Below are 20,632 nucleotides of genomic sequence, written 5' to 3' on the forward strand. Positions count from 1 at the left end.
TTAGCCCCGGCGACTGGCGCGTTGACTGCGATACGTGTCGAGTACCACAGCGATGACGATCACGGCGCCGGTGATGATGCGTTTGGTCGGCTCAGTAGCGCCGATCTGCGCCAGCCCGGCCGCCAGTACGGAAATGATCAACACACCAAAAAACGTACTGATCACCGAACCACGCCCACCCATCAGACTGGTACCGCCAATGACCACTGCGGCAATCACTTGCAACTCGAGACCGGAGCCGGCATTCGGGTCTGCTGCTTCCAGGCGGGAAATCTGAAACAGCGCAGCGATACCGGCGAGCAGGCCCATCAGGCTGAACACCAGAATCTTGTAAGGCTTGGGATTGATCCCGGCCAGACGTACGGCTTCTTCGTTGGTACCGATGCCGATCAGGTAGCGACCGAACACCGTTCGGGTCAGCACTGCCTGGGCAATGATGATCACCAGCAAGGCAATGATGAACGACGGCGAGATACCGAATGCAACCGGGTTCGACAGCCAGGCGAACGAATCACCGATGTACGCCGTGCGCGACCCGGTCATTTGATAGGCCAGACCGCGGGCCATTTCCAGCACGCCGAGGGAGACGATGAACGATGGAATCCGCCAGGCCACAGTGATCGAACCGGTAACCGTGCCGGCCAGTGCCGCCACCGCCATGCCGAGCAACGCCGAGGGCAACACGCCCCAGCCCCAGCCAAGAATCGCCACGCTGACCGTCGAAGCAGCAAGCGCCAGCACCGAACCCACCGAAAGGTCGATGCCGCCGATGATCAGCACGAAGGTCATGCCGACCGCCAGGACCATCAAATCCGGAATCTGGTTGGCCAGCGTGCTGAAGGTGTTATAGGACAGAAAGTGGCTGCTCAAGACCGAGAACAGCGCAATCATTGCCAACAAGGCACCGGCCAGGCCCAGATAGGTGCCCAGGCCGTAGAAATTGCCACTACGTTTGCCGGCAGAAGATGCAGTTTTCATGGGAGATCCCTAGGCGCCGCTTCATTGAGCAACGCATCACGTTTTTGGTAGCCGGCGAACGCGGCGGCAAGCAAATCATCCTGGGTCCAGCTATCGCGCTCGAAGGTGTCGATCAGACGCCCCGCCGACAGCACGCCGATGCGGTCGCAGATCAGCATCAGTTCACGCAGGTCACTGGACACCACCACCAGCGCTTTGCCCTGGCGCGTCAATTCGCCGAGCAAGTTATAGATGTCGAATTTGGCGCCAACGTCGATACCCCGGGTTGGCTCATCGAACAGCAGCACCGAACAATCACGCTCCAGCCAACGACCGATCACCACTTTCTGCTGATTGCCGCCGGACAGCTCTGAAACCAGCTGCGTCGGGCTTGAGCTGCGGATACGCATGGCGTCGATCTGACGCTGCGCCAAAGCCATTTCATCGCCGTTGTTAACGACACCGCCACTGGAGATTTCCGGCATGTTGCCCAGCGCGATATTGGCGCTGATCGACTGGCTGAGCAGCAGACCTTCGCCCTTGCGATCTTCGGTGATCAACGCGATGCCATTGCGTACGGCATCGACCGGCGAACGCACACTGACCACCTTGGCGGGCGAACCGAGTGCGACGGTGCCGCTGTCAGCGAGGTCGGCACCAAAAATCAGCCGCAGCAATTCTGTGCGCCCTGCCCCGATCAGCCCGGAAATCCCGAAGATCTCGCCGGCGCGCACTTCGAACGACACGTCGCGAACCTTATCCGAACGTGTCAGGCCTTTGACCGTTAATGCCGGCGCGCCAATCTGGCGCGGGCCCATGTCGATGTGTTCGCCCAGTTCGCGGCCGACCATCAGGGTGACCAGTTGTTCACTGTTGTAATTAGCCATCGGCTCGACGCAGACCAGGTTGCCGTCACGCAGCACAGCAATGCGCTGAGCTACTCGGGCAAGCTCTTCGAGGCGGTGGGAAATGTAGATGATCGCAACGCCGCGCGCCTGCAATCGGGTGATCTGCTCAAAGAGCATTTCGACTTCGCGAGCGGTCAGCATCGCGGTCGGCTCATCGAGAATCAGCACATGGCAATCGCCGATCAGGTTACGGGCGATTTCGACCATCTGCTGATGCCCGATACCCAACTCGCCGACCAGCGTATCCGGGTCGATCGCGTCGAGGCCGACTTGCGCCATGGCTTCGATAGCGGCCTTGCGCAATTGCTTGCGGCTGATCCAGCCACCGTTGCTCGGCAAATTGTCGAGAAACAGATTCTCTGCCACCGACAAGGTCGGCAACAGATTGAGTTCTTGCATGACCATGCGCACGCCGAGGTCTTCGGCCTGGGTACGGCTGCCCGGACGATAGTCCTTGCCCTGAAACTGCATCTGGCCGGTGGTCGGCGTGACCAGACCACCGATGATCTTCGACAAGGTACTTTTGCCGGCACCATTCTCGCCGGTCAGCGCCAGCACTTCACCGCGCATCAGCGTCAGATCGATGCCGGCAAGCACCGGTTGCGCATAGGTCTTACCGATACCGCTGACCGAGAGGACAGCGTTCGGGGCGGAAACTGACATAAAAACTCTCCATGCGCTCGCCCGGACGGACGAGCGCCGTTGTGTCGCCAGAAGACTTACTTGGTGACCAGCTCGACCGGTGTTTCGATCACACCGTTGGCGCCGCTGTCGACTTTCTCGCCCTTGATGATTTTCAGCGCGGTTTCGATGCCGAACACCGCTTGCCTGGCGGCAAACTGGTCAGCCGTGGCCAACACGCGACCGTCCTTCAACATTGGCTTGATGGCATTGATGTTGTCGTAACCGACAACCTGCACCTGACCGGCCTTGCCAGCGGCACGGACTGCGGAAACGGCACCTACCGCCATGCTGTCGTTACCGGCCAGCAATGCTTTGACGTCGGGGTATTCGCTGAGGATCGAAGCGGCAACCTTGTTACCTTTGTCGATCTCCCAATCACCGGACTGCAGGGAAACGACCTTGATCTGCGCGGCGTCCATCGCATCCTTGAAGCCTGCAGTACGCTGCTGGGCGTTGGTCGTCGTCGACACGCCTTCAATGATGCCGACTTCGTCACCGGCCTTGAGCTGCTTGGCCAGGTATTCACCGACCAGACGCGCGCCTTTGCGGTTGTCCGGGCCTACGAAGGGCACGCTGATATTTTTGCTTTTGACGATGGCCGGATCGAGTTGGTTGTCGATGTTGATCACGGTGATACCGGCATCCACGGCCTTCTTGATCACCGGCACCATCGCTTTGGAGTCGGAAGGCGCGATGACCAGCGCATTGACCTTGGCGAGGATCATCTGCTCGACGATACGGGTCTGGCCTGCGGTATCGGTCTCGTCTTTGATGCCGTTGGAGATCAGGTCGAAATCGGCAGAGTGTTCTTTCTGGTAGGCCTTGGCGCCATCTTCCATGGTCAGGAAGAATTCGTTGGTCAGAGACTTCATGACCAGCGCGACTTTGGGTTTTTCAGCAGATTCGGCGAACGCCGAGGAGACAGGTAGTGCGGCGGCTGTGGCAGCCAGCATAGCGACAGCAAGAAGGCGTCCAGCGAATGGCAGCTTCATGGGTTCACTCCGATCTTATGATTATTGTGAGCAACGCTTGCGCTGGCGTAAGCTACTGCGCTTTCCTCGAGGCCATAGTGCGCCGGGGAAGCCGCGCAAACGTTTGCGTAGACCGAACTATGCGAATCCCGCCGACATTTGTCAACAATCAGCAATCGTCATTTTTTGTAGGGCGAATCGTCTGACTCGCCCTTCGCTGGTTATACCGTGGTGCTGACCAGATTACCGCTGGTGGAATTCTTCGTCATTTCCTTGACCAGTGCACCGGCCACTTCTGCCATCGCGGCGCTGGTTTGCGCGATTTGCCCCTGAATGGACATCACCGCTTGCGATTTGGCCTCAGGCGTCGGATAGGTCTTGGCTTGTGCGGCCGCCAGTTGTTGTTGCTGCTCCTGGAGTTGCTTTTGCAGTTCCTGCATTCGCTTGAGCAGCATCTTGACCGTGACGCTCAGGTTGTCGCCGCTTTCAGCCTTGCTGTCTTCCGGTGCGGCAGGACCACCGGTTCGGACCTGATTGCCCTGCTCTTTCTCAGTGCCTAGCGCTTCGGCAGAAGCGTCCGCCTCCGCCTGACTCAATGCATTGATGGTCGCTGCGGTTTTGCCGCCAATGGTGACCGCGCCAGGATTTGCTAAACCGACCGTCAGTGACATGTGAACTCCCTCAATTTAAGTTTCCTTGAACACCCATCGGCCCGCGTGAAGGTTTCTTTAGCAGAAACGCCGAAACCCGCCACTCGCTTCAGTGGACAAAAGCGGTAGTCCTTTTCGGAGAGCCGAACGCGAAAGCGCCCTGTGTTCGGAAACCCGGATAAACGATTCTCCCCGCGATTCGCCAATTCATAAAATCTTGATGCAAATCATCAAGTTAAACATTTCTCTGACGCAAAGTACGGCTGGTACAGATCCTGCTCCCTTCACAGCATCTCGAGCATCCAGATCGGCTCGGGGTGCATCTAGATGAACCTGCATCAGCACCGTCTCACTACTAGAGAGAAAAATAATGAAATCTGCTTTCAACACTTTGGTTCCGGGCGCTTTGGCCCTTCTCCTGCTCCTGCCCACCGCCCTTCAGGCAAAAGAAGTCGAAACCCAGGCCAAACTCGCCAACGTCGTGGTGCTCGCCACTGGCGGCACCATTGCCGGTGCGGGTGCCAGCGCCGCTAACAGCGCCACCTACCAGGCTGCAAAAGTGGGTATCGAGCAACTGATTGCCGGCATTCCCGAGCTGAACAAACTGGCCAATGTGCGTGGCGAACAAGTCATGCAGATCGCTTCGGAAAGCATCACCAACGAAAACCTGCTGCAGTTGGGTCGTCGCGTGGCCGAACTGGCCGACAGCAAAGACGTCGATGGCATCGTCATCACCCATGGCACCGATACCCTGGAAGAAACCGCTTACTTCCTCAATCTGGTAGAAAAAACCGACAAGCCGATCATCGTCGTTGGCTCGATGCGTCCGGGTACTGCCATGTCCGCCGACGGCATGCTCAACCTGTATAACGCCGTAGCCGTGGCCAGCAGCAAAGAAGCGCACGGCAAAGGCGTTCTGGTGACCATGAACGATGAAATCCAGTCCGGTCGCGACGTCAGCAAAATGATCAACATCAAGACCGAGGCTTTCAAAAGTGCCTGGGGCCCACTGGGCATGGTGGTGGAAGGCAAATCCTACTGGTTCCGCTTGCCTGCCAAGCGTCACACCATGGATTCGGAATTCGACATCAAAAACATCAAAAGCCTGCCTGACGTAGAAATCGCCTATTCCTACGGCAACGTCAGCGATACCGCCTACAAGGCCCTGGCACAGTCCGGCGCCAAGGCGATCATCCATGCCGGCACCGGCAACGGCTCGGTGTCCTCGCGCGTAGTGCCGACCCTGCAAGCTCTGCGCAAGGACGGCGTGCAGATCATCCGCTCTTCCCACGTCAATGCCGGCGGGTTTGTTCTGCGCAACGCCGAACAACCAGACGATAAATATGACTGGGTTGTCGCCCACGACCTGAACCCACAGAAAGCTCGCATCCTGGCAATGGTCGCCCTGACCAAAACCAACGACAGCAAAGAACTGCAACGGATGTTCTGGGAATATTGATTGACCGTCGCCTGATCCATTCTCGATCGGGCAACTGCTCACCACTCGCCTGCATGGCGAGTGGTGTCTCGCTGACAACCCACGCGTATTTTTCCCACAAAAAACTCGACACGACTTACACCAAATTCGGAAAACCGCTGTCAGAGGATTTTCTTGAATTTTAAGCAGTTGCGAAAATGCTTACAGTTAAATACTGTATGCACGTACAGCTTAATAAGGATAACCTCGTGGCCACCTCCCCTGATGCTCCTGACGCTTACGAACGCATGGGTATGCGCGTTCAAAAAATCATCAATTCGCCCACCGCTCAAAAAGCCAAAGCCGCACTGATCTTCCGCCTGCCCGACGAGCCGATGGATGACTGGGAGCGCCTGCTCGAGGAAATCGACGAGAACGACAACGTCACCCTCGCCTACCGCGACGACGGTGGCGTACAGATTTTTTGGGTTGTGCCGAAGGAAGATTGATTCAATGAGCGTCCGCTGTTTTGCATTGCTGTTGTTGTTCATCACCATGGGCGCCCAGGCCGGCGCCCCTCGCACATTCTCCGAAGCCAAAAAGGTCGCCTGGAAACTCTATGCACCGCAGTCAACCGAGTTTTATTGCGGGTGCAAATACACCGGCAACAAGGTTGATTTGAAGGCTTGCGGTTATGTGCCACGCAAGAACGCCAAACGGGCCTCACGCATCGAATGGGAACACATTGTCCCGGCCTGGCAATTCGGTCATCAGCGTCAATGCTGGCAGGACGGCGGACGCAAAAACTGCACGCGCTACGACCCGAGCTATCAAAAGGCCGAAGCCGATCTGCACAATCTGGTGCCGAGCATTGGCGAGGTCAATGGCGATCGCAGCAACTTCAGTTACGGTTGGCTGCCGGTGCAATCCGGACAGTACGGATCGTGCTTGACGCAGGTCGACTTCAAAACCAAGAAGGTCATGCCTCGCCCTTCGATTCGCGGCATGATTGCCCGCACATATTTCTACATGAGCAAGCAATACGGCTTGCGCCTGTCGAAGCAGGACCGGCAATTGTATGAGGCCTGGGACAAGACTTACCCGGTGCAGGACTGGGAGCGCCAGCGCAACCAAAGCGTGGCGTGCGTGATGGGGCGCGGCAACGAGTTTGTCGGCCCGGTGAATATGAAAGCCTGCGGCTGATCGAACGCCCAAAACAAAAGGCCTCGAACGTCATGTTCGAGGCCTTTTTTGTACTCAACTGCCAGGTTTGTTGTAGCGCCAGTAGCCCATCAGGTTGAGCGATTCGCGCGCGATGCCGCAGTCCTTGATCAGGTATTTGCGCAGGCTCATGACCGCCGCGCTTTCTCCGGCGATCCAGCCATAGAATCCGTCAGTCGCCGTATCGGTGATTTCCCAAAGAATGTCTTTATCGATATCGACCTCGGCCAACTCTGTGGTCTGCCCCGCCAAAGACGCATGGACGGGCAATGTCGCCTGACGCACGGCGTCCACCATCAGGGTTCCGGCAACCGTCGCATTGGCCTGATCGCGCACCAGCCATTGCACCGTCAATCCGGGCCAGTCAGGTACGGCCAGCATGTCCTGCGCGCTGTCGACTTCAAAGAATGCCTGCGTTTTCGGCGGCTCAGCGAGCGCTACCAACTCATCCAGAATACCCAACGCCGCCGGTAACGCTGTTGCATCGGCAACCAGCAGTAACTGCTTGAGGGCTTGTGGCGGTTTCCATTCGAAGCCACCGGCTTGCTGCGCGGAAAAACCTCGCTCAGGAGCGAGAATCTGCATCGAGTCCCCCGGCTGGGCGCGCAACGCCCAACGCGAGGCCGGACCGGTTTCACCGTGCAGAACAAAATCGATATCCACCTCGCCCTGTTCCGCGCGCAGATGGCGGATGGTGTAGGTGCGCATGGCGGGGCGTCGGTCGACCAGCATCGCCTTGAATCGCGCGTACCAGCCATCCTCTTGGGAGAGCTTTGACTGCGAACCGTCTGCCGCCGGGAAAAACAGCTTCACCCGCTGATCTGGCGCCCAGGTAGCCATTTCGTGGGCCGACGGACCAGCAAGCGTAATCCGCATCATGTGCGGACTTAGCTGGGTTTTACGATGCAAAGTGACATCGAAGAGTTTGTACGGATTGGCGGAGGCCATGGGGAGCTCCTTCTGGAAATCAACAACGACTCCAATAGGAACGAATCGCGCTTGATTGCCTTTAGGCAGCTCCGCCGAATGGAGTGCTTATGGCGTGATCGGATGCTCGATCAACACCGATTCAACGTTCTGCTTTTTGGCTTTCACCAATGCCGCATCCACTTGCACCTTCCGCGCCTCGGCTTCCGCCTGGGAGTTGAACGGGCCGATCAGAATCCGCGTTTTACCGTTACCGTCCTTGATCACGGTTGGCACGAAAGCGTGCTCGATCAACCAGCCGCTCAAGTCGCTCACTGCCTGAGGCGTTTCACCGCGCACCTCAAGATCCCACTGCGGGGTGGCAGCCGCTGCAGGCGACGTGGCAACTGCCGCTTTCGGTTTCTGCACGTCTACACGCTTGCCTTCACCACATCCTGCCAACACCAGTGCCGCGATGACCCAGACCAATTTGCGCACAACACTTTCCTCGGAATTCTCAAAGCGGCGATCTTATCATTCATAAATACTTCGCGAGCCCCGCAAAATGGGCACAAAACAACGAGATTGATGAATGCAGCCTCTGTATAGTTACGCCCTGGGAATTAATGCCGCGTCTGCGCGTCAGAAAGAGGCACCCAAACCGTGAGACTTCGCACTAATCTATACGTACCACCGACCTCTGCACTGTCTGAATCAGGTGCCCTACAAAGCAATCAAGGAGAAGACCATGCTGATACTCACCCGCAAAGTCGGTGAAAGCATAAATATTGGTGATGACATTACGATCACCATCCTCGGCGTAAGCGGCCAACAAGTCCGCATCGGCATCAACGCCCCGAAAAACGTTGCCGTGCACCGTGAAGAGATTTATCAGCGCATTCAAGCTGGCCTGACCGCCCCGGACAAGCCACAAACGCCCTGAACCGCATCGCAGTCACTAGCCAGTTCGTTTACCTGTGTAATGACTGGCTAAAGATTCACGCGCCGTATTGCCACCCGCTCCCCACCTCACTGGGCACGGCGCCTGACATTGTCACAACCCCCTGAGCGTCGATACTACCTAGCATTCTCAGGACTGGATGTAGGACGTTTCCGAGAGAACACAGAGAAGCGCGCCCTCCTAACCAAATGTCACACCTCGGGCCATGCCAGTGGCCGCGATCACCATCAGCACCATCAGCAACGCCTCGAAATGACTGATCCGCGCATACAACTTTGTGCGCCCGGTATCGAGCGTTCGGCCCCGCCCCAACGCAATCCGCCACTTGATCAATGTGATCATCGGCGCGAGCTCTACCAGCAAAATCAGCACGAACAACGTCATCTTCAAATGGAACAGTGGCTGATGAAGATAATAGTCAGTGCCCTTTTCGTACCCGCCAAACGCTCGCATCCCACCCGTGACCAGCAGGATCAGCGCTGAAATCCCCCAGATATTGTCAGCGAGCAAAACTCGCCCAGCCTCCCCCGTCCCGGCAGCGAGGCGGCTGAACGCCGTACCGCGAGTCAGCACTGCCCAGAAAGCCAAGGCAAAAGCCAATAGATGAACCGCTGCAAGAGACCAGTGAACCAGCATCGACATACTCCTTTATAGAGAGTTGAAAATCGGCCAGTCAGTAGTAGTCGAAAAAGCAGGGACTTGCCCGTAACGGACAGACCGTCGCTAAACGTATTGAGGGAAGAGAGCCAAATCGCAGGCAAAAAAAATCCCAAGCAGCTGATGGAAGCTTGGGATTTAAAAATGCATAAACCGTGGTGGTGAACGCGGGGCGGATCTTACTGAATCAATGGCCGCGCAACAACTTATTTTTGATAACCGGTCAGTTAAAAATTATCGTAAGTCATTCAATATCCACACTATTTAGAAGGTCGCTGGCGACAGACGGTCAAAAATCGACCATCCAATTGCTGTAAGAATTGTTGACCACCACTTCAGCCCAAGAGGATTATTCGGGCGCAAATTTACACGGACGGTAAAAATTGAGACGACAAACACTGCTCATCAGCTTCTTGTGTTGCATCAGCTTCTTCGCCAGCGCGACCAACGCCCCCATCAAGGAAGGCATGTCGTTTGTCAGTGCAAGAAAAGCACTGCTCAACAATGGCTGGAAACCCAACAAAACCTATTCCGGTGAATACGGTGTCGAAAACATCCTCATGCGAAAAGGCTTTGTTGAAATTGAATTCTGCTCCGTGGGCGTTCAGTACTGCCTCTTTAATTACACCAAAAACAATACCTGCCTGGGTGTCGGTACCGTCGGGGAAGAGATCAAGGATATGAAGGTCTACTCATGGCACTTCAAATGCCCGGAGCCGGATTGAAAACGCCCCCCCCCCCTGCCCCGACTCGTTATGGTTGGCACCTGGGTGCCTCTTGTACGAGCAGCAGAACTTCCCGCAGGAATACATCCAGCCGCCGCTTGGCCACGCGGACGAGAAGAAGACGAAGCACTATCAGGAGGGACACGGCGACAAGACGATCGACTATGTTGAGGTGAGCACCGAACTGGCGTTCTGAGGTGGGGGTTTTGCAAAAGTTTTGCAAATCGCAGACAACAAAAAAGGGCCCACCTTTCGGTGAGCCCTTCTAGACCGCCCAGCAGAGCGGATTTTGTTTGGTAGGCGCGATTGGACTCGAACCAACGACCCCCACCATGTCAAGGTGGTGCTCTAACCAACTGAGCTACGTGCCTGCTGTGAGGCGGCATTCTACGGAATTCCGGAGGGGTGTCAACACCTTTTTTTCACCTAACCCTATGAATATGCAAAATATTTAATTTCCGGCCTGTGAGGCAGATTTTCCGCTGGCTGGCGGAGGTTTTTCAACTCGGGTAGGATCGACGCACTCGTAAAATATATTAAACAGAGGCTACAGGATGGCGCACACCCCTTACCCAGAGTCTTATTACGCTGCGTCGGCCAATGCCGTACCGCCCCGCCCTGCCTTGCAGGATGATGTGGAGACGGACGTCTGTGTGATCGGCGCCGGGTATACCGGATTGTCCTCGGCGCTGTTCCTGTTGGAGAACGGGTTTCGCGTGACCGTGCTGGAGGCGGCCAAGGTCGGTTTCGGCGCATCGGGGCGCAATGGCGGGCAGATCGTCAACAGCTACAGCCGCGATATTGACGTGATCGAGCGCAGCGTCGGCCCCCGGCAGGCGCAACTGCTCGGGCAGATGGCCTTCGAAGGGGGCCGGATCATTCGCGATCGCGTGGCCAAGTACAACATCCAGTGCGACCTGAAGGACGGCGGTGTATTCGCCGCCCTGACTGCCAAGCAAATGGGCCATCTTGAATCGCAGAAGCGCCTCTGGGAGCGCTTCGGTCATACGCAACTCGAACTGCTCGATCAGCGTCGCATTCGCGAAGTGGTTGCGTGTGATCAGTATGTCGGCGGCATGCTCGACATGAGTGGCGGGCATATTCATCCGCTGAACCTCGCGCTCGGCGAAGCGGCAGCGGTTGAGTCCCTCGGCGGCACCCTTTATGAGCAATCGCCCGCCGTGCGTATCGAGCGCGGCGCCAACCCGGTCGTGCACACCCCGCAAGGCAAGGTCAGGGCCAAATTCATCATCGTTGCCGGTAATGCCTACCTCGGCAACCTGGTGCCGGAACTGGCGGCCAAATCGATGCCGTGCGGCACGCAGGTGATCACCACCGAGCCACTGGGTGACGAGCTGGCGAAAACGTTGCTGCCGCAGGATTACTGCGTCGAAGACTGCAACTACCTGCTCGACTATTACCGTCTGACTGGCGACAAACGCCTGATCTTCGGCGGCGGCGTTGTTTATGGCGCGCGGGATCCGGCGAACATCGAGGCGATCATCCGTCCGAAAATGCTCAAGGCGTTTCCGCAGCTCAAGGATGTGAAGATTGATTACGCCTGGACGGGTAATTTCCTGCTGACGTTGTCGCGCTTGCCACAAGTTGGGCGCCTGGGCGACAACATCTATTATTCGCAGGGTTGCAGTGGCCATGGCGTGACGTACACACACTTGGCGGGCAAGGTGCTGGCTGAGGCGTTACGCGGTCAGGCTGAACGCTTTGATGCGTTTGCCGATTTGCCCCACTATCCGTTCCCCGGCGGCCAATTGCTGCGAACACCATTTGCAGCGTTGGGTGCTTGGTATTACGGCTTGCGCGACAAATTCGGGATGTAAAAAAGGGCCGCTGATAGCGGCCCTTTTCATTGCACAACTCTTAAAGCTGATCCCGAGCAATCCCGCTGCGAATCCGCAGGATATCCGCCAGCACCGCCAGAGCAATTTCCGCCGGCGTCTTGCTACCCAGGTTAAGGCCGATCGGCGCATGAATACGCGCCAACTCAGCCTCGCCCAGACCGCCGATCCGACGCAACCGCTCGAAACGTTTCTGCGATGTCTGCAGCGAACCCATCACGCCGATGTAAAAGGCTTCAGTGCGCACCGCTTCCATCATCGCCAGATCGTCGATACGTGGATCATGCGTTAACGCCACGACCGCCGTATCACGATGACAGCCACCATCAGCAATAAACACCGACGGCAGTTGCCGACGAATTTCCACGCCATCCAGCACCACGCCTTCGAGCACCTCATCGCGCGGATCGCAGAGAATCACTTCAAACCCGAGGCCGACGGCAAATTCGGCACACGCCTGCGCCACGCTGGAATAACCGGCGAGCAACAAGCGCTGCGCCGCGCCAACGCGAATCCGCACCCGATCAATCTCACGCTCGATCCGCGCACCCTGCTCGCGATCAGCGAACAGACTCCGCGCACCACTGGCCAGATCGACCTCGCGAATCAAGCGACGCTGACCGAGCAGCGCCGACTCCAATTCACGCAAATGCGCCTGCACTTCGCAGTCAGCGTCAAATTTCTCTACCAGCACATCAAGGATGCCGCCGCAGGGCAGGCTGACCCGCGAACGCGGATCGTCGCCCTCGCCGTAACGCACGACGTTGACCGCATCGAGAAACGCACCTTCGGCGACGCGCTCGAGAAAGTCTTCCTCGACGCAGCCGCCGGACAGCGAGCCGATCCACTGTCCGCCATCGTTCACCGCCAGCAGCGAACCCGGCGCACGCGGTGCCGAGCCGTAAGTCGTCAGCACGGTGCAGAGCCAGATGCGCTGCCCCGCCACCGACCACTCCAGCGCCCGCCGCACCACCTGTAGATCGAGATGCTGCATGTCAGTGCGCCTTGTGCTCGATGGACGGTGCATCGGCTTGCAGCTTCTGCACCTCGCTCACTGCCAGCTCGGCGGACTGACCACCCCAGCCCTGACGCAGGTAGTTGAGCAGATCGGTCAGCTGTTCCGGACTGAGTTTGTCGGCAAAACCCGGCATCGGCTGCATATGCTCGAACCCGGAGAACTTCTGCTCGCCGATCCCATCCTCGATTACCCGCAGCAGGTTGCGCGGATCCTCGAGACGCAACGTAGTATTGCCGCGCATGGCCACCGCAATGTGCGGCTTGCCTTCGCCACCGACCGCGTGGCAACCGGCGCAGACATTCAGGTATTCCTGCTGGCCGCGCTGGGCACTGGCGCTGAGTTTCTCGACTGGCACTTCAACCAGCGCTTTGGCTGCCGGCGGTTTGTCGCCGAGCAGGAACGTCGCCATCGCCGCCAGATCCGCATCGTTCAGGCCTTGCGTGCTGTTGTGGAACACCGGGAACATCTCGTTGAACATCGTCCCTTGCGCACTCATGCCGTGCTTGAGGAACGTGCTCAGATCCTGCTCGTTCCAACCGCGAGCGGCCAGATCAGTAGCGAGCAGGCTCGGCGCCAGATAGCCATTGAGAATGCCGCCAGTCAGGCGCTTATCCAACTGCATAGCACCCGGCAGACCGCGCGGGGTGTGGCATTCGCCGCAGTGACCGAGCACCTCGACCATGTACTGGCCACGTTTCCAGGCTTCGCTTTTGCCTTCCGCCGACTCCAGCTTCAGCGCTTTGCCGTACATCATGTTCCAGCCGATCAGGCCCGGACGCACGTTGAATGGAAAGCTCAGGCTGGTGACCGGTGCGGCGCGCTCGATCGGCTCGATGGTTTTCAGGTACGCATGGATCGCGTCCGAATCTTCGCGCGGCATCAGGTGATACGAGGCGTACGGCATCGCCGGATACAGATTGGCGCCATCGCGACGTTTGCCCTCGGTCAGCGCCGCGAAGAACTCGTCATCGTTGTACAAACCGATGCCGTGCTCCTTGCTCGGGGTGATGTTGGTGCCGTAGATCGTGCCGAACGGCGAGACGATCGGCAGGCCGCCCGCAAACGGCGCGCCACCTGGTGCGGTGTGGCAAGCCATGCAGTCAGCAGCGCGTGCGAGATACTCGCCGCGCTTGACCTGGTCATCGGCGTGGGCAAACAACACCGGCGCAGCGAGGCCGACCGCCAGGGTCAGGCGGGTCAGAAAAAGCTTCATGCTTAACCCTCCTTGACCAGGCCGAGATCGGTCAGCACGTTGCGGGTGGCGTTGTAGTAACGCACGTACCCGGTGCAACGGCAGACGTGATGACCGAGGCTGTCCTCGATGACTTGTTCGAGCTTGCTTTGCACGGTCGGCTGGCGTTGCAGCTTTTCAACCAGCACGGTCGCGGCGTTAACGAAGCCCGGAGCGCAGTAGCTGCACTGGAAGGCGAACTCGTCGACGAAGCGCTGCTGGATCGGGTTCAACTCGGTGACCTGGCCGCTCTCGTCACGCTTGGCGTGAGATTCGATGGTGCGGACTTTCTTGCCTTCGAAGTAATGCGCGCCAGTGATACAGGTGCGCACTTCTTCGCTGGTGCCGTCCGGGTTGTCGACGATCACCACGCAGGCGTGGCAGATGCCCTGGCCGCAGCCCAGACGCGAACCGGTGAGGTTTTTGTATTCGTGCAGGTAGTCGATCATCGGCAGGTCATCAGGGATGTCCACCGGGCCGACGGATTGACCATTGAGGGTCAGTTGAAGCGGACGGTTAGCCATTGAGGGCCTCCTTGATGCGCGTAGCAGTGATTGGCAGATCGCGAACACGTTTACCGATGGCGTGAGCCACGGCGTTACCGATGGCACCGACAATCGGGATCATCACCACTTCGGCGATGCCTTTGGACGGATCGCTTGGCGACAGCGCCGGGAGAATCTCCGCGGTCTGCTTCCACACGGCAACGTGACGGGCCATCGGCAGACGGTAACGGTTGAAGTTCCAGTCACCCTCCCCCGGCCCGCCTTCGTACAGCGGCATCTCTTCCATCAAGGCGTGGCCGATGCCCATGGCGATACCGCCTTCGAGCTGACCCTTGACCAATTCTTCGACCAGCACACGGCCGCACTCGACCCACGAATGGTGGTTGAGCACTTCGACTTCTGCCGAGCCTTTGTTGACCTTCAACTCGACCAGCGTGGCGACCGGGCTGTAGTAAGTCACCGCGGCGTTGTTCAGTTGAACCACCGGGTAATTGATGTTCTGGCGATCCAGCAGGTGGAAACCCGCCGTGTTCATCAGCGCTTTTTTCGCCTTCGGCGCGCCATCGCCATATTTCACTGCCAGACCATCCAGCGGCAGACGTTCGCGCACGCCGTCGATGCTGTATTCGGCTTCAGCCCAGCTCCAGCGGTTGAACGCGTGAACGGTGGCGCCGGTCACCAGCCCACGCTCGTGAGCGCGTTTGGCCAGTTCTTCGAAGCTCAGCGGCTGCATGCCGTTGGCCGTCAGCTTGCCGTCGACCCAATGCGCATCTTCGCGACGCACCACGTAAGGGTTGGCCTGACCGCCGTAAGGGCCCTGACGCCAGATTTCCATGGCCGCCGGCCACAAACCGTTGTTGAACAGCACGCGCGCCGCTTCACGGGTGGCATGACTGAAGTAGTACGCCGAGTTGGTCGCCGACGAGGCCGAGGCCAATTTGCCGACCCAACGCGGGTTGCGCAGCAGATTGTCCTGTTCGGCCTGGCTCATGATGTAAGGGTTGCCGCTGGTGATCAGCTGCATTTCCTTCCATTCGGTTTCGCCAGTCTTCACTTCGTGCGCCGGACTGCCGAGGAAATCGGCAACCACCAGGGCTTGCGAGGTGGACATGCCGGTGCCGATTTCAATACCGATGTGGCGCAGGGTAATGCGACCGTCGGCGGTGAATTCGATGCTGGCCATCGGCGCTTCGGAACCGGTGCCGAAGTCTTTCTGGCAGATGGCGAAACCGACGCCATACCAGTTGTCCGGGTCTGCGGCTTCGCGCTGTTTCTTGATCGCGTCGCGGTTTTTCCAGACTTCGTGTACCGAGGCCTTGTCGAGAATCTCGTGCAGGCGCAGCGCTCCGGCCGGAATCGCGCCCTGGGTGTTTTTCATGCCGGAACGCAAAGCATTCTTGCGACGCAAGTCGATGGCATCGACACCGAGGCGATTGGCGATTTCGTCGACCATCATCTCGGTCGCCGCCATGCTTTGCAGGGTGCCGTAACCGCGCATCGAACCTGCCTCAACCCCACGTGAGTGGTAAGCGGTGACTTGCAGATCGTTCTGAGGCATGTAGTAGATCGACTGCGCCGCCGTGGCGCCAACAGCGGCAACCGAAGGGCTGTAGTTGATCCGGCCACCACCGTCGACGCTCATTTCGGCGCGAAAAATCTTGAAGCTGTAGTCGTTCTTGTCCACGGCCAATTGGTAGCGGATGTCGAACGGGTGACGCTTGATGCCGCTCTGGAACTGCTCGTAGCGGTCGTTGGCCAAGCGCACTGGCACACCGGCGCCGTACAACGCGGCGAGGGCTGCGTAGTAAACGAAGATGTTGTGGTCTTTGGAACCGTAACCGACGGTGTAACCCGGGTGCATGTTCAGGTTGTCGAGGCCGAAGCGCGACGGCGAGATCATTTTTGCGGTCTCGGTCGCAGCTTCCAGTGGGCACTGGGTCGCCACCACGAAATGCAGGGTCTTGGTTTTCGGATCGTACCAGCCGTTGCCGTTGTCCGGCTCCATTGCTGCCGGTTCGATCGACGGGGTCTTGTAGCGCTCGTCGAACACCAGCCAGTTTTCCGGCGGGGTATCGATCTCTTTCTTCATGCGGTCAGCATAGAACAGGCCGCGCTCGGTCAGATTGCCGTGCAGGTTGGGCTGGGAATTCCACACCGGACGCCGGTTTTTCAGCATCGGAAAGAGGATCGAGTCCTTCAGGCTGGCGAATTCGTCCTCGTCGGCCGAGGTCGCGCCGCCCACACGTACGTAGCGGAAACTGCCATACGGATCGCCTTCGTAATACGGCACTTGTGCACCGTAACGAATCGCTTTGTCATTGAATTTGAGTTTGTTCTTCGCTTGGCGGAAACGCTCGAAGTCGTTCCAGATCAGGATGGCCACCGGGTGACCGATGAACATCGGCACCTTGCCTTCTGGCAGTAGCGGATCCGGCGCGTGTTCTTCCGGAAAGACGATGCCGTCCTTGTCCAGGTCAGCGGCGGTGACGATGCGGTCCGGCTGCAAGTCGGCGCCGAGCCACGACAGGTCGTAACCGTCGTAAATGCGATCGGCCTTGATGGTTTTCAGCAGCATGGCGTGGCCTTGCTGTTCAGGCCAGCCCGGCATGTCCTTGGAGCGGATGTCGCGGGCAAAGACTTTGCTGCCGCAGACCTTGGACAGTGCATCGTTACGCTGACGCGCCTTGCCGTTATTGCCGAGCCACTTCTCGGACGGCACGGTGACGCTGTTTTCCATCAAGGCAGCCAGCGCCTGGGTGCTGAGCGGCGTGAGCGTGACGCTCACACCCGCCACCAGCCCGCCCTGGAGGAACGAGCGCCGGGATATATCACGGTTGGACATGGATCATCCTCTGGGCGGTTATACGTCCGCCCTTCTGGTTATCTACTGGGGAATCTCGAGTCTTGCAGAAGCCCTTCTTGGCTAAACGAAGGGCGTGTTGACAGTGCAAAGCTGACCGAAAGGTTAACTTTAAAGGTTTCTGCGCTCGCAGCAAACAACCAGTTACAAAAATTTGACTAAAGAATCAAAAAATCAATGCGACGTGGCAGCGCATCTAGATCAGATATAACTGGGCATAAACATGTGGGAGCGAGCTTGCTCGCGAAAGCGTTGTTCCAGTCGATGCAAATTTTGAATGTGCAGACGCCTTCGCGAGCAAGCTCGCTCCCACAGGGAATTGCATCGGATTCAGGATGGGTGTTGCAGGAAGGAAAAAGAAAAAGCCAAATTTCAGACACAAAAAACCCCGGTCTTTCGACCAGGGTCTTTGCTATCGATTCCGAACCAGCCAATGGCTGTTTTCGGTGCTTCAAGGCGTTCAGTGGTCCTTGAAGCAGATATGGCGCAGCGGACGGGACTCGAACCCGCGACCCCCGGCGTGACAGGCCGGTATTCTAACCGACTGAACTACCGCTGCGTATCGCTTTGAGCTTGCGCTCAAGTAACTCGTGTTGATTGCTAGCTTCGGTGCTTTGCAATCGCGAACCAGACTTGTCTGACTCGTAAAATATGGCGCAGCGGACGGGACTCGAACCCGCGACCCCCGGCGTGACAGGCCGGTATTCTAACCGACTGAACTACCGCTGCGCGTCGGTGCAGGCACTTTCAGCCTACGTTCTTGCTTAAGCAAGTTTCTCGGGGAGTGGTGGGTGATGACGGGATCGAACCGCCGACATTCTGCTTGTAAGGCAGACGCTCTCCCAGCTGAGCTAATCACCCGTTTGCATCTCCGAGGCCGCGAAATTTACGCAGGTAGCGAACCTAAGTCAATAGCAGGATTGAAGTTTTTCTTAAAAAGACGAAATTGTTTCCATCCTGCAAGACCGCCTTCGCGAGCAAGCCCGCTGCCACAGGGGAATGCATTCCAAATGTGGGAGCGAGCCTGCTCGCGAAGGCGTCAGTTCATCCAACGCAAATTCAGAGAAAAAGGCGATCTACTCGCTATAGATCATCTTTTTCGTCATACCGCCATCGACGACGAACTCCTGCCCGGTAACAAACCCGGCATTCCTCGACAGCAACCACGCAACCATGGCCGCGACATCTTCGACCGTCCCTACCCTGCCCGCCGGATGCTGAGCATGATCGGCATCGGCGAGCGGCTCTGCTCGGCGCGCAGAAGGATCGCGCGCATCAATCCAGCCCGGACTGACGGCGTTGACGCGAATCTCCGGCCCCAGGCTGATCGCCAACGCATGCGTCAGCGCCAACAAGCCGCCCTTGCTCGCCGCATACGCCTCGGAGTCTGCCTCCGACTGCCGCGCCCGGGTCGAAGCCAGATTGACGATCGAACCGTTGTGCGCGCGCAGGTACGGCGCGCAATGCTTGGCCAACAGCATCGGCCCACTGAGATTTACCGCCAGCACGCGATTCCAGTAAGCCAGATCGAGGCTTTCCAGAGTGATGTTGTGCGGATCGGCGACCGCCGCGTTGCAGACCAGCGCATCAAGGCGACCAAACTGCCCCAGCACTTCGGCAACGCCGAGCGCGACCTGCCCCTCATCGGCAACATCCATGGCAATGAACCAAGCGTGCTCGCCCAACACCTTCGCCACTTTCGAACCGCGCACACGGTCCAGATCGGTCAGCACCACTTGCCAGCCTTCGCTGATCAGCCACGCTGCAATCCCCAGACCGATGCCCCGCGCAGCACCCGTGACCAGCGCAACGCGGCCATGGGTACCTGCTGTCGGTGCCGACAACTCGATCACAACGCTGCCAGACCGCGCGCCAGATCGGCTTGCAGGTCAGCGACGTCTTCCAGACCGACCGCGATGCGGATCAGGCTGTCACGAATACCCGCCGCTTCACGCTCCTGCGGCGCCAGACGGCCATGAGAAGTGGTGCTCGGGTGGGTGATCGTGGTCTTGCTGTCGCCGAGGTTGGCGGTGATCGAAATCAGTCGCGTCGCATCGATAAAGCGCCACGCCCCCTCTTTGCCACCCTTGACCTCGAAACTTACGACCGCGCCGAAGCCCTTCTGCTGACGCTGGGCCAGTTCGTGCTGCGGATGGCTCTTCAGACCGGCGTAATGCACCTTCTCGATGCCGTCCTGCTGCTCCAGCCATTCGGCCAGTTCCTGAGCATTCGCGCAGTGTGCCTTCATTCGCAGGTTCAGGGTTTCCAGACCTTTGAGGAAGATCCACGCGTTGAACGGGCTCAAGGTCGGCCCGGCCGTGCGCAGGAAGCCGACGATCTCTTTCATCTGCTCACTGCGACCGGCCACCACACCGCCCATGCAACGACCCTGGCCGTCGATGAACTTGGTCGCCGAGTGCACGACGATGTCTGCGCCCATTTTCAATGGCTGCTGCAGCGCTGGCGTGCAGAAGCAGTTGTCGACTACCAGCATCGCGCCTTTGGCGTGGGCGATTTCCGCCAGTGCGGTGATGTCGACCAGCTCAGCCAATGGATTGGATGGCGACTCGACGAACAGCAGCCTGGTGTTCGACTTGATCGCCGCATCCCAACCCGAAAGGTCGGCCAGCGGCACGTAATCGACTTCCACACCGAAACGCTTGAAGTACTTTTCGAACAGACTGATGGTCGAGCCGAATACGCTGCGCGAAACCAGCACATGATCGCCGGCACTGCACAAGCTCATCACCACGGCCATGATCGCAGCCATGCCAGTGGCAGTCGCAACGGCTTGCTCGGCGCTTTCCAGTGCGGCAATGCGCTCTTCGAACGCGCGCACGGTCGGGTTGGTGTAGCGCGAGTAAACGTTGCCCGGCACTTCGCCGGCAAACCGTGCGGCCGCGTCGGCGGCGGTGCGGAACACGTAGCTGGAGGTGAAGAACATCGGATCACCGTGTTCGCCTTCCGGCGTACGATGCTGACCGGCACGTACGGCCAGGGTATCGAACGCTACGCCTTCGAGGTCGCTGTCCAGCCGACCGGCATCCCATTCCTGACTCATGCTGTCACTCCTTGCCCTGTTCACGAAAATTGAAAGTCAGATA

20 protein-coding genes and 4 tRNA genes are annotated in these 20,632 nt (G+C 58.4%); 7 read left to right on the top strand and 17 right to left on the bottom strand.

The window, feature by feature from the left end; translation table 11 throughout:
- From A8O26_RS03500 to A8O26_RS03515, 4 genes are all read right to left on the bottom strand, one after another.
- On the bottom strand, positions 1 to 978 hold the full coding sequence (locus tag A8O26_RS03500) for an ABC transporter permease (protein ID WP_064116789.1): 978 nt from the start codon (positions 976 to 978) through the stop codon (positions 1 to 3).
- On the bottom strand, positions 975 to 2,528 hold the full coding sequence (locus tag A8O26_RS03505) for a sugar ABC transporter ATP-binding protein (protein WP_064116790.1): 1,554 nt from the start codon (positions 2,526 to 2,528) through the stop codon (positions 975 to 977). The genes A8O26_RS03500 and A8O26_RS03505 overlap by 4 nt, the downstream gene beginning before the upstream one ends.
- Before the next feature lie 56 nt (positions 2,529 to 2,584).
- Positions 2,585 to 3,541, bottom strand: a complete 957-nt coding sequence (locus A8O26_RS03510; protein WP_064116791.1) for a sugar ABC transporter substrate-binding protein — start codon at positions 3,539 to 3,541, stop codon at positions 2,585 to 2,587.
- 200 nt (positions 3,542 to 3,741) lie between these two features.
- Entirely contained in the window at positions 3,742 to 4,191 is a 450-nt protein-coding gene (locus A8O26_RS03515; RefSeq protein WP_064116792.1) for a hypothetical protein, read from the bottom strand.
- A 349-nt stretch (positions 4,192 to 4,540) separates the two neighbouring features.
- Between A8O26_RS03515 and A8O26_RS03520 the strand changes: the two genes are divergently transcribed.
- The 3 genes from A8O26_RS03520 to A8O26_RS03530 all read left to right on the top strand — a co-directional run bounded on the left by A8O26_RS03520 (position 4,541) and on the right by A8O26_RS03530 (position 6,790).
- A complete protein-coding gene (locus A8O26_RS03520) occupies positions 4,541 to 5,629 on the top strand; it encodes an asparaginase (RefSeq protein WP_064116793.1) in 1,089 nt (362 codons plus the stop codon).
- A 197-nt stretch (positions 5,630 to 5,826) separates the two neighbouring features.
- Positions 5,827 to 6,096 carry a DUF1654 domain-containing protein gene (locus A8O26_RS03525; RefSeq protein ID WP_090282667.1) on the top strand — a complete coding sequence of 90 codons (270 nt, stop codon included), beginning with the start codon at positions 5,827 to 5,829 and terminating at the stop codon, positions 6,094 to 6,096.
- Positions 6,097 to 6,100: 4 nt separating this feature from the next.
- Entirely contained in the window at positions 6,101 to 6,790 is a 690-nt protein-coding gene (locus tag A8O26_RS03530; RefSeq protein WP_064116794.1) for an endonuclease, read from the top strand.
- A 54-nt stretch (positions 6,791 to 6,844) separates the two neighbouring features.
- Here A8O26_RS03530 and A8O26_RS03535 read toward each other — a convergent pair whose 3' ends face one another.
- On the bottom strand, positions 6,845 to 7,756 hold the full coding sequence (locus tag A8O26_RS03535; RefSeq protein ID WP_064116795.1) for a siderophore-interacting protein: 912 nt from the start codon (positions 7,754 to 7,756) through the stop codon (positions 6,845 to 6,847).
- Between the two features lie 87 nt (positions 7,757 to 7,843).
- A complete protein-coding gene (locus A8O26_RS03540; RefSeq protein WP_064116796.1) occupies positions 7,844 to 8,212 on the bottom strand; it encodes an SPOR domain-containing protein in 369 nt (122 codons plus the stop codon).
- A gap of 250 nt (positions 8,213 to 8,462) precedes the next feature.
- Between A8O26_RS03540 and csrA the strand changes: the two genes are divergently transcribed.
- A complete protein-coding gene (csrA, locus tag A8O26_RS03545; RefSeq protein ID WP_003179932.1) occupies positions 8,463 to 8,657 on the top strand; it encodes a carbon storage regulator CsrA in 195 nt (64 codons plus the stop codon).
- Positions 8,658 to 8,855: 198 nt separating this feature from the next.
- On the opposite strand, the gene A8O26_RS03550 is transcribed toward csrA, so the two are convergent.
- Positions 8,856 to 9,311, bottom strand: coding sequence for a DUF2214 family protein (locus A8O26_RS03550; RefSeq protein ID WP_064116797.1), 456 nt, complete (start codon positions 9,309 to 9,311; stop codon positions 8,856 to 8,858).
- A 404-nt stretch (positions 9,312 to 9,715) separates the two neighbouring features.
- Between A8O26_RS03550 and A8O26_RS03555 the strand changes: the two genes are divergently transcribed.
- Positions 9,716 to 10,057 (top strand): hypothetical protein, encoded by a 342-nt coding sequence (locus A8O26_RS03555; RefSeq protein ID WP_253756667.1) that lies wholly within the window; start codon positions 9,716 to 9,718, stop codon positions 10,055 to 10,057.
- Between the two features lie 52 nt (positions 10,058 to 10,109).
- A complete protein-coding gene (locus A8O26_RS29740) occupies positions 10,110 to 10,253 on the top strand; it encodes a hypothetical protein (protein WP_253756670.1) in 144 nt (47 codons plus the stop codon).
- A gap of 98 nt (positions 10,254 to 10,351) precedes the next feature.
- Here the strand turns inward: A8O26_RS29740 and A8O26_RS03560 are convergent.
- Positions 10,352 to 10,428 (bottom strand) — tRNA-Val (locus tag A8O26_RS03560).
- A gap of 183 nt (positions 10,429 to 10,611) precedes the next feature.
- On the opposite strand from A8O26_RS03560, the gene A8O26_RS03565 reads away from it, so the two are divergent.
- Positions 10,612 to 11,895 (top strand): NAD(P)/FAD-dependent oxidoreductase, encoded by a 1,284-nt coding sequence (locus tag A8O26_RS03565; protein ID WP_064116799.1) that lies wholly within the window; start codon positions 10,612 to 10,614, stop codon positions 11,893 to 11,895.
- 40 nt (positions 11,896 to 11,935) lie between these two features.
- Here the strand turns inward: A8O26_RS03565 and A8O26_RS03570 are convergent, their stop codons facing one another.
- From A8O26_RS03570 to A8O26_RS03610, 9 genes are all read right to left on the bottom strand, one after another.
- Positions 11,936 to 12,907 carry an XdhC family protein gene (locus A8O26_RS03570; RefSeq protein ID WP_064116800.1) on the bottom strand — a complete coding sequence of 324 codons (972 nt, stop codon included), beginning with the start codon at positions 12,905 to 12,907 and terminating at the stop codon, positions 11,936 to 11,938.
- Position 12,908: 1 nt separating this feature from the next.
- The gene (locus A8O26_RS03575) at positions 12,909 to 14,144 is read right to left on the bottom strand and encodes a c-type cytochrome (protein ID WP_064116801.1); all 1,236 of its coding nucleotides are present in this window, start codon (positions 14,142 to 14,144) and stop codon (positions 12,909 to 12,911) included.
- Between the two features lie 2 nt (positions 14,145 to 14,146).
- Positions 14,147 to 14,686, bottom strand: a complete 540-nt coding sequence (locus A8O26_RS03580) for a (2Fe-2S)-binding protein (RefSeq protein WP_038369461.1) — start codon at positions 14,684 to 14,686, stop codon at positions 14,147 to 14,149.
- Positions 14,679 to 17,510, bottom strand: a complete 2,832-nt coding sequence (locus A8O26_RS03585) for a xanthine dehydrogenase family protein molybdopterin-binding subunit (protein ID WP_064116802.1) — start codon at positions 17,508 to 17,510, stop codon at positions 14,679 to 14,681. The genes A8O26_RS03580 and A8O26_RS03585 overlap by 8 nt, the downstream gene beginning before the upstream one ends.
- A 500-nt stretch (positions 17,511 to 18,010) precedes the next feature.
- Positions 18,011 to 18,087: transfer RNA gene (locus A8O26_RS03590), tRNA-Asp, on the bottom strand.
- A 93-nt stretch (positions 18,088 to 18,180) separates the two neighbouring features.
- A tRNA-Asp gene (locus tag A8O26_RS03595) sits at positions 18,181 to 18,257 on the bottom strand.
- A 56-nt stretch (positions 18,258 to 18,313) separates the two neighbouring features.
- Positions 18,314 to 18,389, bottom strand: a tRNA-Val gene (locus A8O26_RS03600).
- Between the two features lie 215 nt (positions 18,390 to 18,604).
- Positions 18,605 to 19,381 carry an SDR family oxidoreductase gene (locus tag A8O26_RS03605; protein ID WP_064116803.1) on the bottom strand — a complete coding sequence of 259 codons (777 nt, stop codon included), beginning with the start codon at positions 19,379 to 19,381 and terminating at the stop codon, positions 18,605 to 18,607.
- A complete protein-coding gene (locus A8O26_RS03610) occupies positions 19,378 to 20,589 on the bottom strand; it encodes an O-succinylhomoserine sulfhydrylase (protein WP_064116804.1) in 1,212 nt (403 codons plus the stop codon). Before A8O26_RS03610 ends, A8O26_RS03605 begins: the two co-directional genes overlap by 4 nt.
- Positions 20,590 to 20,632: the final 43 nt, after the last annotated feature.

Origin of the sequence: Pseudomonas fluorescens (assembly GCF_001648775.1) — a bacterium.
GTDB classification, from domain to species: domain Bacteria; phylum Pseudomonadota; class Gammaproteobacteria; order Pseudomonadales; family Pseudomonadaceae; genus Aquipseudomonas; species Aquipseudomonas fluorescens_M.